15 protein-coding genes are annotated in these 15,106 nt (G+C 67.5%); 12 read left to right on the forward strand and 3 right to left on the reverse strand.

The features are described from left to right. The first annotated feature begins 4 nt into the window (after window positions 1-4). Genes F464_RS0113870 through F464_RS0113885 form a run of 4 tightly spaced genes read left to right on the forward strand, consistent with a single transcriptional unit; the run spans window position 5 to window position 3,861 of the window. Complete coding sequence (locus tag F464_RS0113870; RefSeq protein ID WP_018990427.1) at window positions 5-790, forward strand: ABC transporter ATP-binding protein; 786 nt, start codon at window positions 5-7, stop codon at window positions 788-790. Between the two features lie 56 nt (window positions 791-846). Further along, window positions 847-1,824 carry a PQQ-dependent catabolism-associated beta-propeller protein gene (locus F464_RS0113875; RefSeq protein WP_018990428.1) on the forward strand — a complete coding sequence of 326 codons (978 nt, stop codon included), beginning with the start codon at window positions 847-849 and terminating at the stop codon, window positions 1,822-1,824. Between the two features lie 11 nt (window positions 1,825-1,835). Beyond that, the gene (locus tag F464_RS0113880; RefSeq protein WP_018990429.1) at window positions 1,836-3,032 is read left to right on the forward strand and encodes an ABC transporter substrate-binding protein; all 1,197 of its coding nucleotides are present in this window, start codon (window positions 1,836-1,838) and stop codon (window positions 3,030-3,032) included. A gap of 16 nt (window positions 3,033-3,048) precedes the next feature. Further along, window positions 3,049-3,861, forward strand: a complete 813-nt coding sequence (locus F464_RS0113885; RefSeq protein ID WP_018990430.1) for an ABC transporter permease — start codon at window positions 3,049-3,051, stop codon at window positions 3,859-3,861. 141 nt (window positions 3,862-4,002) lie between these two features. Here the strand turns inward: F464_RS0113885 and F464_RS0113890 are convergent, their stop codons facing one another. Further along, window positions 4,003-4,845, reverse strand: coding sequence for a substrate-binding periplasmic protein (locus F464_RS0113890; protein WP_018990431.1), 843 nt, complete (start codon window positions 4,843-4,845; stop codon window positions 4,003-4,005). After that, window positions 4,835-5,296, reverse strand: a complete 462-nt coding sequence (gene pedF / locus F464_RS0113895; RefSeq protein WP_040395108.1) for a cytochrome c-550 PedF — start codon at window positions 5,294-5,296, stop codon at window positions 4,835-4,837. Before pedF ends, F464_RS0113890 begins: the two co-directional genes overlap by 11 nt. Window positions 5,297-5,547: 251 nt before the next feature. Between pedF and F464_RS0113900 the strand changes: the two genes are divergently transcribed. From F464_RS0113900 to thiS, 5 genes are all read left to right on the forward strand, one after another. Beyond that, window positions 5,548-7,581: a sigma-54-dependent Fis family transcriptional regulator gene (locus F464_RS0113900; protein WP_026295993.1), complete on the forward strand. Its 2,034-nt coding sequence runs from the start codon at window positions 5,548-5,550 to the stop codon at window positions 7,579-7,581. A 98-nt stretch (window positions 7,582-7,679) separates the two neighbouring features. Beyond that, complete coding sequence (locus F464_RS0113905; protein WP_018990434.1) at window positions 7,680-8,156, forward strand: 4Fe-4S dicluster domain-containing protein; 477 nt, start codon at window positions 7,680-7,682, stop codon at window positions 8,154-8,156. A 15-nt stretch (window positions 8,157-8,171) separates the two neighbouring features. Beyond that, complete coding sequence (locus F464_RS0113910) at window positions 8,172-10,019, forward strand: aldehyde ferredoxin oxidoreductase family protein (protein ID WP_018990435.1); 1,848 nt, start codon at window positions 8,172-8,174, stop codon at window positions 10,017-10,019. Window positions 10,020-10,112: 93 nt separating this feature from the next. Further along, complete coding sequence (locus F464_RS0113915; RefSeq protein ID WP_018990436.1) at window positions 10,113-11,384, forward strand: NAD(P)/FAD-dependent oxidoreductase; 1,272 nt, start codon at window positions 10,113-10,115, stop codon at window positions 11,382-11,384. Between the two features lie 19 nt (window positions 11,385-11,403). Next, a complete protein-coding gene (gene thiS / locus F464_RS0113920; protein ID WP_018990437.1) occupies window positions 11,404-11,655 on the forward strand; it encodes a sulfur carrier protein ThiS in 252 nt (83 codons plus the stop codon). 6 nt (window positions 11,656-11,661) lie between these two features. Here thiS and F464_RS0113925 read toward each other — a convergent pair whose 3' ends face one another. Beyond that, on the reverse strand, window positions 11,662-12,993 hold the full coding sequence (locus tag F464_RS0113925) for a protein kinase family protein (RefSeq protein ID WP_018990438.1): 1,332 nt from the start codon (window positions 12,991-12,993) through the stop codon (window positions 11,662-11,664). A gap of 281 nt (window positions 12,994-13,274) precedes the next feature. On the opposite strand from F464_RS0113925, the gene F464_RS0113930 reads away from it, so the two are divergent. The 3 genes from F464_RS0113930 (at window position 13,275) to F464_RS0113940 (ending at window position 15,106) form a co-directional block, all read left to right on the forward strand. Beyond that, a complete protein-coding gene (locus F464_RS0113930; RefSeq protein ID WP_018990439.1) occupies window positions 13,275-13,583 on the forward strand; it encodes a hypothetical protein in 309 nt (102 codons plus the stop codon). Window positions 13,584-13,685: 102 nt separating this feature from the next. After that, window positions 13,686-14,390 carry an ABC transporter permease gene (locus F464_RS0113935; RefSeq protein WP_018990440.1) on the forward strand — a complete coding sequence of 235 codons (705 nt, stop codon included), beginning with the start codon at window positions 13,686-13,688 and terminating at the stop codon, window positions 14,388-14,390. 2 nt (window positions 14,391-14,392) lie between these two features. Then, window positions 14,393-15,106, forward strand: coding sequence for an ABC transporter ATP-binding protein (locus F464_RS0113940; RefSeq protein WP_198292264.1), 714 nt, complete (start codon window positions 14,393-14,395; stop codon window positions 15,104-15,106).

The raw sequence follows: 15,106 nt of genomic DNA on the forward strand, positions 1-15,106 counted from the left end.
GCGCATGAACCCTTCCCCAGAAGCGATTCCCACCGGTGCCGCCGCGGCGAAGGAGGGCGCCGCGCTTGATCTCGCCGATGTGCGCAAGGCCTATGGCGCGCGCGAAGCGCTGCGTGGCGTCACGCTGGCCGTGCGGCGCGGCGAGTTCGTCGCGCTGCTCGGGCCCAACGGCGCGGGCAAGAGCACGCTGTTCCAACTTCTCACCGGCCTTTTCAACGCCGACTCCGGACGGCTCGCCGTGTGCGGCCACGACATCCGCAAGGCCCCGGTCGCCGCGCTCGCGCACCTGGGCGTCGTGTTCCAGCAGAGCACGCTGGACCTCGACCTTGGTGTCGCCGCGAATCTCAGCTTCCACGCCGCGCTGCATGGCCTGGGTGGCGCCCGCGCGCGCGACCGCGTCGCCGATGCGCTCGCCCGACTGGGCCTCACCGAGCGCGCCAGGGATCCGGTGCGCGAACTCTCCGGCGGTAACCGGCGCAAGGTCGAACTCGCCCGCGCGCTGGTGCACGAACCCGCGGTGCTGCTGATGGACGAAGCCACCGTCGGCCTCGACCCTGCCTCGCGCCGTCAGCTCCTCGACGAGGTGCTCGCGCTGCGTGCGCGCGGTGTCGCCGTGCTGTGGGCCACCCACCTCGTGGACGAGGCCGAAGCGGCCGACCGCGTCATCGTGCTGCACCGCGGGCAGATCCTCGCCGAGGGCCGCCCGCAGGAACTCGCCGAGCGGGCCGGTACGGCGACGCTTGCTGACGCCTTCCTGCAGATGACCGGCGGCAGTGAGCGCAGCGACTGAACGCCTTTCAACCAACAAAAACAGACCCGGAAATCCGACCCCGACAGGAGACCCGCTTGAACGCCCCAATTCGCCTCCTCGCCGCCTGCGTCCTCGCGCTCGCTGCCACCGCCGCCGTCGCCAAGGGCACCGGCTACGTGTTCGTCAGCAGCGAGAACGACCACGCCGTGACCGTGCTCGACAGCAAGAGCTGGCAGGTCGTCAAGACCATCCCCACCGGCCAGCGTCCGCGCGACATGCGCCTGTCGCCCGACCGCAGCCAGCTCTACGTGATCGCCAGCAAGGCCGACCGTATCGACGTCATCGACATCGCCCAGCTCAAGGTGACGCACAGCATCCCGGTCGGCGAAGACCCGGAGATGTTCGATCTCTCGCCCGACGGCAAGCGGCTCTACGTCTCGAACGAGGAGGACGCGCAGGTGTCGGTGATCGACGTCGCGACGAAGAAGCCGGTCGCGCGCATCGAGGTCGGCGAGGAACCCGAAGGCGTGCGCCTGTCGCCCGACGGCAAGCGCGTGTATGCGACGTCCGAGGTCGCCAACATGGTGCACGTGATCGACACCGCGACGCACAAGATCCTCGCCAACGTCGTCGTCGCCAACCGCCCGCGCCGCTTCGCGATGACGCCGGACGGCGCCGAAGTGTGGGTCACGAGCGAACTGGGCGGCAAGGTCACCGTGCTCGACGGTGCCACGAGTGCCATCAAGGCCACGATCGCCTTCACGCCCAAGGGCTTCCGCGCCGACGACGTCACCCCGGTCGGCATCGCGATGAGCGCCGACGGCAAGACCGCCTACGTCACGCTCGGGCGCGCCAACCACGTCGCGGTGGTGGACGTCGCCAGCCGCAAGGTGCAGGACTACGTGCTGGTGGGCAACCGCGCCTGGGGCGCGAGCCTCAACCGCGACGCGAGCCTGCTCTTCGTCGCCAACGGCCTCTCCGACGACATCTCCATTGTCGACACGAAGAGCCGCAAGGTGCTGCGCTCGGTGCCGGTCGGGCGTGTGCCGCACACCGTCGTGATCGACGACTGAGGGCCGGGCCGATGCGTCTGAAACATCTCCTGCGAAGCACCCTCGGCGCACTGGCTGCGCTCCTCGCCGCGTTCGGTTTCGCCGCCGCTGCCAGCGCCGCGACCAGCGTGCGCATCGCCCACCTCGAACTCGACACGGACGCGCGCTACGACGAGACGCGCCTGGCCTTCCGCGGCCTCGCCCAGCCCCTGGGCCGTCCCTTCGCCGGCGCCGAAGTCGCGCTGCGCGAGGCGCGCTTCGTCGGCCAGGCGGTCGGTGCCGAGTTCGCACTCGAACGCGTCGCGGGCGCCGACGCCAAGGCGCTCGTCGCGTCGATCGACAAACTCAACAAGGCGGGCGTGCGCTACTTTCTCCTCGACGCCCCCGGCGCGGTCGTCGCCGAAGTCGCCAAGGCCGTGCGCGGCAGGGAACTCCTGCTCTTCAACGTTTCCGCGCCGGACGATGCGCTGCGCCAGGCGCAGTGCCAGCCCAACCTCCTGCACACGCTGCCGAACGACGCAATGCGCATGGACGCGCTCGCCCAGTACCTCGTGTCAAGGAAGTGGCGCAACGTGCTGATGCTCGAAGGCCCGCGCCCCGAGGATCGACTTCTCGCGGAAGCCTTCGACCGCGCCGCGAAACGCTTCGGCCTCAAACTCGTCGAACGCCGCCCCTTCGTGCTCAGCAACGACCCGCGCCAGCGCGATCAGGGCAACGTCGCACTGCTCACCGCCGGCTCCGACTACGACGCCGTCTTCGTCGCCGACAGCGACGGCGAGTTCGCGCGCAGCGTCCCCTACCGCACGGTGCGCCCGCGCCCGGTCGTCGGCTCGGAGGGGCTGGTGGCGGCCGCCTGGTCGTGGGCGTGGGAGCGCCACGGTGCGCCACAACTGAACAGTCGCCTCGAAAAACACGCCGGACGCAAGATGGCCGACCCCGACTGGGCCGCGTGGATGGCCGTGAAGGCCGTCGTCGAGGCGGTCGTGCGCACGCAGAACGCCCCCTTCGCCACGGTCGCGAAATACCTCAAGGGCGAGGAGATCGCGCTCGACGGCTTCAAGGGCAACCGCCTCGGCTTCCGTCCCTGGGACAACCAGCTGCGTCAGCCCGTCCTGCTCGCGACCCACAACGCGGTCATCGAGCGCGCGCCGATCGCGGGCTTCCTGCATCCGACCAACAACATGGACACCCTCGGCTTCGACCAGCGCGACAGCCGCTGCGCGTTCTGAACGGAAAGACCGGCCCATGAGACTCTCCCACGCATGGTTCGCGCTGCAGGCCATCACCGGCCGCGAGATCGCCAAGTTCGTGCGCCAGGGCGGGCGCTTCGCCTCGGCGCTGGTGCGCCCGCTGCTGTGGCTCGTCGTCTTCGCGGCGGGCTTCCAGAACGTCTTCGGCGTGTCGATCATTCCGCCCTACGACACCTATATCCCGTACCAGGTCTACATCGTGCCGGGGCTCCTGGGCATGGTGCTGCTCTTCAACGGCATGCAGTCCTCGCTCGCGATGGTGTACGACCGCGAAATGGGGATGATGCGCCTGCTGCTCACGGCGCCGCTTCCGCGCTGGTATCTGCTCTTCGCCAAGCTCCTCGCCGGCACCCTGCTGTCGGTGCTGCAGGCCTACGTCTTTCTCGTGATCGCCTGGCTCTTCGGCGTCGAAGTGCCGTGGATGGGCTGGCTCACGGCACTGCCGGTGATCGTGCTCGCCGGCATGATGCTCGGCGCGCTGGGTCTGCTGCTGTCCGTGCAGGTGCGCCAGCTGGAGAACTTCGCCGGCACGATGAACTTCGTGATCTTCCCGATGTTCTTCGTCTCGCCCGCGCTCTATCCGCTTTGGAAGCTGGAGGAGTCGGGGGCGGCAATCGTGCATGCGGTCGCGCAGTGGAACCCTTTCACCCACGCCGTCGAGGCGATCCGCTTCGCGCTTTACGGCCAGCTCGCCGCGAGCTCGCTCGCGATCGTCGTCGGCTGCCTCGCGGTCTTCTTCACGCTCGCCGTGCGCGGCTACGATCCGCAGCGCGGGATGTTGAGGCGGGCAGGGGGCAAGCCCGCCTGAGCTGTTCCTGTCACGCCGTGGAGCAGTTGCTCCAAAACGGAACAGCAGGGGCAAAAATAAGCCGGACGTTCTGCAAAACCGTGCATGGGTTTTGACGAACATCCGGCATTTTTTCGGGGCACCGCGTGCCCCGAAAGCCGTTCAAGGAACCTTGTGCGTGACGCCGTAGGCCGAGAAGATCCGTCCCAGCTCGCCCGAACGCTGCAGTTCCGCCAACGCCTCCGACAGCGCCGCTGCCAGCTCCTTGCTGTCGGCCTTCACGGCCATGCCGAGCGGCCAGCCCTTTACGCGCATTTCGGGCATGTTCAGCGCGTCGATCTCGAACTGCCTGTTTTCCTTCAATGCCGCTTCCAGCTGGCTGCGCGGGGCCATCACGGCGCTGACTTCGCCCTTCACCATGGCTGCGGCGGCTTCGGCAATGCTGCGGAAATGGACGACGTTGCCGCGCAGGCGCCCGTTCAGCACGTTCAGCATGAAGTCGCTGGCGTGCGTGTCGACTTCCACGCCGACCTTTTCGCGCGTGAATGCCTCGAAGGCGACCGCCGCCGACCCGGTTGCGGCCGGCACGCGCGCCGGATTGCGCGCGAGCGCCATCGTCTCCAGGTGATAGGGGCCGAAGATCGTCACCTTGTCGTTCTGTGCGGCGAATTGCGCATCCACGGGCACATGCAGCATCACGTCGGCCGGGCGCCGGCCGAGGTAGTGCCCTTTCCACACCATGTTGCGCAGGTCGTCGCTCATGTTCTCGTCGGGCGGGAATTCGACGATCTCCGCGCGCATGCCCAGGCGCTCGGCCAGGGATTGCGCGAGGGCCACCTCTATGCCCTTGCCGCGCGCCGAAAAGGGCGCGTAGTCGGAATACACGGCCACCCGCAGGGTGCCCGCCTGCTGCACTTCCGGCTGCGCCGCCGCGTGGGCCGGGAGCAGGGCGCCGGCCAGCATGGCGCCCGCCGCGATCAGGAATGCGCGTCGTTCATTTTTCACGTACGGTCTCCAGCCAGGCCTTGATTGCCCACATCGCCTCCTGCGACAGCATGCCCTCGAACGGCGGCATATATACCGCGCCGTTGCGGCTCACGCCGTGGCGGATGCGCTGCAGGAAATACTCGTCCGTTTCCGGCGCGATGTCGAGCTTGCGCAGGTCAGGCGCGATGCCGCCCGAGACCGCGCCCAGGCCGTGGCAGCGCGCGCAGTTCTGGTTGAAGGCCGAATCGCCGATGCGGATCGCCTCCGTGTTGTCCCGAAACGGATTGACCTCGCGCCATTCCTCGCCGAGCTTCGGCAGGGTCGATACGTCCACCGCTTGCGGCGTCACGTCGCCATGTGCGTGGGCCAGTCCCGCTCCGAGCGCAAGGCCGGCGGCGAGGGCCGCGGTGCGCAGTTTGCGGGTCAATGTCTCCTTGTCGTTGTGCTTGTCCACCTTGTGATTCCTCATCTCTGATTGACGACGCCCGGGGTGCCGGATCTGCACAGTCCTTCGCAAGCCCTGTGCCACGTTGGCCGAACTGCCGCAAATCCGGGTGTTTCCCCGGTAAGGCGCCTGAAAGCTGTTGGCAGGAAACTTGCTCCTCTGTTGTTGCCGGGTCCGATGACCGATTGCTTCGACCTGGTGCAGGTGCTACTTTCTGACACAAGGGACAAACAAAAAAATAGTCCCAAAAGTGACGCGCAGGAGAGGAGGAGAAGATGGCTGTATTGCCGCAATTGCGGGATCGCCGCGAGAACACCGTTTCGGACGCGCGACGATTTTTCTTCGAGCTTGGCCAGACGCCTGAGGCAGGGCTTGCCCCTCCTGTGCTGCGTTCCTGGCAGCGCTGCCGCAACGGCGGGCTCGACCACCTCGATGCCTACCTCATCGACCCGGCCGGCCGCGCCCAGCTCTCGGACGCGCGCGACCGCAGTGCCCGTCTGCTGGAGCACGCGGGCGGGATCATGGAACACGTGTTCGAGCAGATCCGCGCCTCCGGCAGCATGGTCATCCTCGCCGACACGCAGGGCATGATCCTGCACTGCCTCGGCGACCCGGACTTCGTCGGCCGCGCGCATCGCGTCGCTCTCCAGCCGGGCGCGTCGTGGGATGAATCGTTCCGTGGCACCAACGCGATCGGCACCGCGATCCTGGAAGCTGCGCCGGTCGAAATCCATGGCGCCGAACACTACCTGGAACGCAATGGCTTTTTGACCTGCAGTGCCGCGCCGGTGTTCAACGCACAGGGACGCATCGCCGGCGTGCTCGACATCTCGGGCGACTCGCGCAACAACCAGCGCCATACGCTGGGCCTCGTGCGCCTCTCCGTGCAACTGCTGGAGAAACGTCTCTTCGAGGCGGAGTTCGCGAAGGAGATCCGCATCGCCTTCCACCCGCGCCCCGAATACGTCGGCAGCCTGCAGGAAGCGCTGCTCGCGGTCGATGCCGACGGCCGCATCGTCGGCGCCAACCCGGTCGCGCGCGAATGGCTGGGGCTGACGGCCGGGCTCGCCGATGCGCCGTCCTTCGGTATGCTCTTCCGCGCCGGCTTCGGCCAGGTGCTCGACCGCGCGGCCAACGCGCCGGACGATCTGCTGCTCCTCGAAATGCGCCGCGGCGATGCCGTCTACGTGCAGGTGCGTGGCCACCGGCGCACACGCCCCGAAGTCCCTGCACCCAGGTTGCAGGACGCCGCACCGCAAGCGGCGAAGGCTGCAGCGAAGGCGGCCGATGGATCGAAGCACCGCATCACGCTCGACTGCCTCGCGACCGGCGACGCCCGCCTGCAGCTCGCGCTCGACCGCGCGCGCCGCGTCCAGGGCAAGGACATCCCGCTGCTGATCCAGGGCGAGTCTGGTGTCGGCAAGGAACTCTTCGCGCGCGCTTTCCACAACAGCGGCGTGCGTTGCGACGGCCCCTTCGTCGCGCTCAACTGTGCGGCGATTCCCGAAAACCTTATCGAATCGGAACTCTTCGGCTACGTCGGCGGCGCCTTCACCGGCGCGCGGCGCGAGGGCGCGGTCGGCAAGCTGCAGCAGGCCCACGGCGGCACGCTGTTCCTCGACGAGATCGGCGACATGCCTCTCGGCATGCAGGCGCGCCTGCTGCGCGTGCTGCAGGAACGCAGCGTCACCCCGATCGGCTCGATGAAGTCGATCCCGGTCGACATCTCCCTCGTCTGCGCGACCCACCGCGTGCTGCGCGACGCGGTGAAGCAGGGCCTGTTCCGCGAAGACCTCTACTACCGCGTCAACAGCCTCACCGTCACCTTGCCGCCGCTGCGCGAACGCACCGACGTCCGCCACATCGTGTCGAACCTGCTCGAGATCGAATCGGCCGACCGTCGGAGCGAGCCGATCGGCATCAGCGAAGAGGTCATGGGCTTCTTCGAACGCTACCCGTGGCCGGGCAACGTCCGCCAGCTCCAGAACGTCATCCGCGTCGCCGTCGCGCTGCTCGACGACAACGAGCACGAGATCGCCTCGATCCATCTGCCCGAGGAGCTCTTCGGCATCGATGGCGAGGACTGCGGCGAAGCCTTTGCGCCGGCCGCCCCGATGCCGGGTATGCCCGTCGCCGCCGTCGCGACGTCCGCGCCGGCGGCGGCAATCGGTGCGCGCAGCCTGGACGAAATCGAACTTGAAGCGATTGCGACGGTCATGCGTGAGGTGGGCGGCAATGTCTCGGCCGCCGCGCGTCGCCTCGGCGTCAGTCGGAACACTCTCTATCGCAAACTCGGCCGTATGAGCTGACCGCCCTGTCTATGCGATAAACATTGTCACGGGCATGGTATTTGCCTAAAGTGGTCTGTTGTGTCCCGAAGCGAATCAACCGACGGAGGAGTACATCGATGTGGAAATCCCTCTACATTGACCCCGCGAAGTGTACCGGCTGCCTGCAATGCGAGATGGCCTGCTCGTACGAACACACCGGCGTCATCAATCCCAGCAACTCGCTGATCAAGGTCTTCAACTTCGAGCACGAAGGGCGCAAGGTGCCCTACACCTGTACTCAGTGCACCGAGGCGTGGTGCATGCACTCCTGTCCGGTCGATGCGATCCGGCTCGACCTGACGACCGGCGCCAAGATGGTGTTCGAGGACACCTGCGTCGGCTGCAAGGTGTGCACGATCGCCTGTCCGTTCGGCACGGTCAATTACAACCAGGCCACCGGCAAGGTCCAGAAATGCGACCTGTGCGAAGGCGACCCCGCCTGTGCCAAAGCCTGTCCAACCGGCGCGATCACCTACATCGACGCCAACTGGACGGGCCTCGCCCGCATGCAGGCCTGGGCTGCCAAGGCCAACACCCCCGCGTCGGCAGCCTGATAGGAGAGGAATACCATGGCATGGAATCGCAAGCTCCTGCGGGTGAACCTCACCCAGGGCACGTGCAAGGAAGAGCCCCTCAACATGGAGTGGGCCAACGAATACCTCGGATCGCGCGGCCTCTCGGCCAAGTACCTGGTTTCCGAGATCGACCCCAAGGTCGACCCGCTGTCGCCCGAGAACAAGCTCATCATGGCGACCGGCCCGCTCACCGGCACGATGGCCTCCACCGGCGGCCGCTACACGGTGACCTGCAAGGGCCCGCTCACCGGCGCGATCGCCTGTTCGAACTCCGGCGGCTTCTTCGGCGCTGAGATGAAGTTCGCCGGCTGGGACATGATCATCTTCGAAGGCAAGTCGCCCAAGCCCGTCTACCTCTTCATCGAGAACGACAAGGCCGAACTGCGCGACGCTTCCCACCTGTGGGGCACCAGCTGCTGGCACACCGAGGAACAGATCAAGGCCGACCACCAGGATCCGCTGATCCGCGTCTCCTCGATCGGCAAGGCGGGCGAGAACCAGGTGCTGTTCGCGGTCGTCATCAATGACCTGCACCGTGCGGCCGGGCGCTCCGGCGTCGGTGCCGTGATGGGCTCGAAGAACCTGAAGGCGGTCGCGATCCGCGGCACCAAGGGCGTCTCCGGCATCAAGGACTTCCCCGCCTTCCTCAAGGCGACGACCGACGCGAAGAAGGTGCTCGCGGACAACGCCGTCACCGGCCAGGGCCTGCCGAAGTTCGGCACCCAGGTGCTGATGAACGTCATCAACGAGATCGGCGCGCTGCCCACGCGCAACCACCGCGACGTGCAGTTCGAGGACGCCTCGAAGATCTCCGCGGAGGCCATGCACGAGAAGCGCCCGAGCGACGGCAAGAGCCATCTCGTCACCAACGCCGCCTGTTTCGGCTGCACGATCGCCTGCGGACGCATCTCGCAGATCGACAAGAATCACTTCACCGTCAAGAACAACCCGAAATACTGGGGCGCGTCGGGTGGCCTGGAATATGAAGCCGCGTGGGCGCTGGGTGCGGCCAACGGCGTCGGCGATCTGGAAGCGCTGCAGTACGCGAACCTGCTGTGCAACGAGCAGGGCATGGACCCGATCTCCTTCGGCGCCACCGTCGGTGCGGCGATGGAACTGTACGAGATGGGCGTGCTGACGAAGGAGCAGATGGGCCTCGATACCCCGTTCGGCTCGGCCGAGGCGCTCGCGAAGCTCGCGGAAATGACCGCGAACGGCGAAGGCTTCGGCAAGGAAATCGGCGAGGGCTCGGCGCGCATGTGCGCCAGGTACGGCCACCCCGAACTGTCGATGAGCGTCAAGAAGCAGGAATTCCCCGCCTACGACTCGCGCGGCATCCAGGGCATGGGCCTCGCATACGCGACCTCCAACCGTGGCGCCTGCCACCTGCGCGGCTACACGGTCGCGTCCGAAGTGCTGGGCATCCCGGTCAAGACCGATCCGCTCGTCACCGAAGGCAAGGCCGAACTCGTGAAGGCCTTCCAGGACGCCACCGCGGTGTTCGACGCCGCCGGCATCTGCGTATTCACGTCCTTCGCGTGGACGCTCGCCGACGTGCAGCCGCAACTCGCGGCGGCCTGCGGCGAGGAATGGACGATGGAGAAGCTCAACGCCGTCGGCGAGCGCATCTGGAACCTCGAGCGCCAGTTCAACAACGCGGCCGGCTTCACCAGCAAGGACGACAACCTGCCGCCGCGCCTGCTCACCGAACCGGCCAAGACCGGCCCGGCCAAGGGCCTGGTGAACGGTCTCGACAAGATGCTGCCCGAGTACTACAAGGTGCGCGGCTGGACGCCCGATGGCGTGCCGACTGCGGAAACCCTGGCGCGACTCGGACTCTGAGCATCGCCTGACGCTCGCCTGTCGAGCGTGTGAGCCCTTCCCGGCGGCCCGCTGCCGGGAAGGGTGCCTCATCGCCCAATCGAGGACGAACCGATGAAACACGTGATACTCGGCAACGGCCCCGCCGGCGTCGTCGCGGCCGAAACGCTGCGCCGTGCCGCGCCCGCCGACGAGATCCTGATGGTCGGCAGCGAGAACGCCCCGCCGTATTCGCGCATGGCCATTCCCTACCTGCTCGAAGAGAACATCGACGAGTCGGGCACTTGGCTGCGCAAGGCGCCCGAGCACTTCCGCCGCCTCAACATCGGCGAACTGCGCGCGCGTGCCGTGTCGCTCGATACCGACAAGCGCCGCATCCTGTTCCAGGACGGCCATTTCGAGGACTACGACCGTCTCCTCATCGCCACCGGCTCGCATCCGGTGCGCCCGCCCATCCCCGGCGTCGACCTCCCCGAAGTGCAGACCTGCTGGACGCTCGAAGACGCCCGCGCCATCGCCCGGCTCGCCAGGCCCGGCTCGCGCGTGCTGCAGCTCGGCGCCGGCTTCATCGGCTGCATCATCATGCAGGCGCTCGCCGCGCGCGGCGTGCAGCTCACCGTCGTCGAAATGGGCGACCGCATGGTGCCGCGCATGATGACGCCCAAGGCCGGCGGCATGATCAAGCGCTGGGTCGAGCACAAGGGCATCCGCGTCGTCACCAATGCCGGCGTGCAGCGCATCGATCGCAGCAGTGCCGAAGGCGTCGTGGATGTGACCCTGTCGACCGGCGATGTCCTGCCGTGCGACCTCGTGATCGTCGCGGCCGGCGTCGCGCCCAACGTCGCCTTCCTCGACTCCACTCCCGTCCATGTCGCCAAGGGCGTGCTCGTCGACGAAACGCTCGAAACCACCGTTCCCGGCATCTTCGCCGCGGGCGACGTCGCCGAGGCGCCCGACCTCTTCACCGGCGCCCATCTCGTCGCCGCGATCCAGCCCAACGCCGCCGACCAGGCCCGTGTGGCCGCGCTCAACATGGCCGGCCGCCACACGAAGCTCAATGGCGTGCTTGCGATCAACGTGCTCGACACGCTGGGCCTGATCTCGGCGTCCTTCGGCCAGTGGTGGGGCGAGGGGAGCGAAGCGGGGGGCAAGGGCGTCGAACACGTCGACGAGAACGGCTACCGCTACCTCAGCCTGCAGTTCAAGGACGACGTGATGATCGGTGCGACCTCCATCGGCCTCACCCAGCATGTTGGCGCGCTGCGCGGCCTGATCCACGGCCAGGTGAAACTCGGCGCGTGGAAGGACCGCCTGCTCGCCAACCCGTTGCAGTTCGTCGAGGCCTACGTCGCCCGTTCCCAGCAACCGATGGCGCTCGCGCGCTGATGCCGGAGTGGATGCGCCCATGAAGATCGGCTTCAAGCTCTTCGCCTCCCTCACCGATCACCTCCCGTCCGACCGCAAGGGCAACCGCATCGAACTGGAAGTCGGCGAGGGGACGACCATCTCGGAGCTGATCGTGCGCTTCAACGTCCCCGAGCGCAGCGCGCATCTCGTGCTCGTCAATGGCCACTTCATCCCGCCCGCCCAGCGCGCCTCGCGGCCGCTCGCGGACGGCGATGAACTGGCCATCTGGCCACCCATCGCCGGCGGCTGAATTCGGCTAGAGAAAACTCCCTGCCCGGTGTGGCAGCGACGCGAGGCCGGAGCGGGCGATGATCAAGGCGCGCAATGCCCTTTCCTGCCACCCGGCGCGGTGACGCTCGAAGCATCGGTGCGCCTCCCGCAGCAGCGCGAGCTGCAGATGCCAGTCGAGTTCTGCTTCCGCCAGCCTGCCGCCACAGTGCGCCCGGTAACGCGTGACGAAGGTCGCCGCGAGCTGCGCCCAGTCCGCGCTGTCATCGTCGCGGCACAGCAGGCCGCCGACGAAGCCGGCGACGTCACGTGCGGGCGAATCGATTGTGAAACTGTCGTAGTCGAACAGCGCGATGCGGCCGTTCCACCACTGCATCCGATCCGCGTGAAAGTCGCCGTGTACCGTCACCACGCGACGGGGCGGCGCCGCTCCGCGCACCAGATGAAACAGCAGCGCATCCAGATCCGCCGCGAAGCGGGCGTCCGCAGCGCTCAGTGCGCTGCACCAGGTACGCGCCAGCGCCACCGTCGCGGCAGCCGGAGAACCCTCGCGCGCGATCGGCGGGCCGGCATGCAGCGCTGCCAGTGCCGCAGCCACCGCGTCCAGGCTTGCCTCCGCATGAGGGCCGGCCAGGCGCGTCGCGATCGGCTCGCCGCGCACTTCCGCCTGCCACACCGTGTGCAGCGCCGGGCACGAACCGAGCGGCCGTCCGACGACGAATGCATGTGGATCGACGCAGCCCGTGCACCACAAGGAGTGCATGCAGTCGCGCGCGTCGCGCCATCTTTCGCCCGCGTAGCTCTTGCCGTAGATCGCCGCCTCGGTCGCCGCATCGGGGGTCGCAATCCGCGCGAGGCAGTGGTCCTCGGGCTCGTAGCGCACCACGCTGATCTCCCCGATTCCGGATCCCTTCGGCCCCATTGCGGCCGGAGGCAGGTGGGGCCGTACGGCGACTGGATCGAGCAGGGCAGGGAGCTGTTCCATCACCGGATCGTTGGGCAGCGGCCACACCACGAGATCCAGTTCCGGCATTTGCATCACCGGTTCGCCCAGGCCGGGAATCACACACGCCGCGGGCAGGGCCGCCCGGAACGCATCGGCGCTTCGCCCCTGCGAGTAGGCCTTCGCATACAGCCACAGTGCATGCCTTGTGCCGCGATCCCGGTCCTGCAGCGCGAGCCGGTAACATACATCCAGCCATGCGCTGCGGTCCCCGGGCGCCGGGTGGGCGGCGTGCCGCCGCGACCGCACGACGCGGCATTCATCGACGCCCCAGCGTGTATTGCCGTCTCCGGCCAGCCGTTGCAGCAGCGGGCGGGCCATTGCGTCTCCATCGGTCAGCAGCGCGGCGTGTTCCATGTCGCTCTCGTTGCACCACGAACCCGGTCCTGCATGGGCCGGAGGCATTACCCGATCGTGGCGCGATGGGGTTGGAGGTTTGTTGTCATCTGGCGTCCCGCATGCGACGGTGCGGGACGCCATCACTGCAATTGCAACAAGTGCGCCAGCCCGCCAGAAAACTCAAGTGGCTGATTTGATTGTTCAAGTACCCTGAAATGCACCGCCGCCGTTCCCCCGATTCCGGGTGAATTGCCCAAAATCCTGGGGATGGCGAGCCCCCAATGAAAGGAGAGCACTCCATGGCATTCGTCAGCGGCCCTGTGCCCGAGCGCTTTGAACGGGAGGTCACGGCCTCCGCAGCCGAGTTCGAGCGGGATCTGCGCAAGGGATCGCCCTGCGCCGTGGAAACCGTCGGCCCTGATCATTTTCGCCTGTACGCCGGTTCGACCCGCCTCGACATCCATGTCGCAGCGCGCGGCATGCGACGGCTCGGCGCGCTTCAGTTGCAGACGATAGGTGTGCGCTACGAATTCTCCGGCGGGAACGAATCCGACCGCAGGGCGCTGCTCCTTCCGCTGGACCGCGCAATGCAGCGGGGCGGCGGGTGAGCGGCCAGGCGAGATGACAAGTCAGGTGGCAGATGAGGCGATTTCCGATCCGCATGCGGCGCAGGGCTGCCTAAGCGCGGCGCTTGCGCTATGCTCCGGCCAATGTACGGACTCGCCGCGACCTTCTCCGACGCCTTCGCTCTCCTCGCCACCTTTGACCACCGCGCCGTCGAAATCGTCAGCCTGTCGCTGCAGGTCAGCGGTTCGGCCGTGATCCTCGGTACGCTCCTCGGCCTGCCCCTGGGCGCCTGTCTCGCCGTAGGCCGCTTTCCCGGCCGCAGCGCCGCGCTCGTGGTCATCAACGGCCTGATGGGGGCTCCTTCCGTCGTCGTCGGCGTGGTCGTCTATCTGATCCTGTCGCGCTCGGGCCCGCTCGGCGAGCTGGGAATGCTCTACACGCCCGCTGCGATGGTCGCCGCGCAGACCCTGCTCGTCGTCCCTCTGATGGCCGCCATCGCCCGACAGATCATCGACGACACCTGGCAGCGCTATGCCGAGGAATTCAGGGCCATGCGCTTCACATGGCTGCAAAGCGTAACGACCCTGTTGTATGACTGTCGTCATTCCCTGCTCGTCGCCGTCCTCGCCGGACTCGGGCGGGCAATGAGCGAAGTCGGCGCCGTGATGATCGTCGGCGGCAACATCGACCATGCCACGCGCGTCATGACCACCGCGATCGCGCTGGAAACCAGCAAGGGCGACCTGCCGCTCGCGATCGCACTGGGCATCGTGCTCGTCGCGGTCATTCTCGTCCTCAACGCCGCGGCATTCGCGATGCGGGCGTGGGCGATGCGCAGGTACGGCTGACCATGTTTCCGCTGCGCCTGCACGACGTCCGCTTCCAGCCCAACGGCCGCATGGTCCTCGACGGCATCGAGCTCGAGCTGGGCGGCGAGGGCATCACGCTCGTGCTGGGTCCCAACGGTGCGGGCAAGAGCGTGCTGCTGCGCACGATCTGCGGCCTGCTCGAACCCACCGGCGGACAGATCGACTGGGGGGGCGGTGCGCGTCCTCATCTTGGCGTGATGATGGTGTTCCAACATCCGATGATGCTGCGCGCCCCGGTGCTGGAAAATGTCGCCCTTGCGCTCAAGCCCCACGGCGTACCGCGCATCGAGCGCCGCCGCCGCGCGGCACGCATGCTCGATCGCGTCGGCCTGCTGGCGCGCGCCTCCGATAGCGCCAGATTGCTGTCCGGTGGCGAACAGCAACGTCTCGCGCTCGCCCGCGCCTGGGTGACCGCACCGCGTCTGCTGCTGCTGGACGAACCCACCGCCAGCCTCGACCCCTCCGCGACGGCCGAAGTCGAACGCATCGTCCGCGAGATCCGCACCGACGGCACGCGGATCGTCATGACCACCCACAATCTCGGTCAGGCCACCCGCCTTGGCGACGACGTGGTGTTCATGAGTGCCGGACGGGTGCGCGAACACGCCTCGGTACAACGTTTCTTCGCCCGCCCTGCATCCGACGAAGCCCGCCTGTTCATCCAGGGCGAGCTGCCGTGGCGGATGAATTTCTGA

This window comes from Aromatoleum toluclasticum ATCC 700605, from assembly GCF_000378245.1.
Taxonomy (GTDB): domain Bacteria; phylum Pseudomonadota; class Gammaproteobacteria; order Burkholderiales; family Rhodocyclaceae; genus Aromatoleum; species Aromatoleum toluclasticum.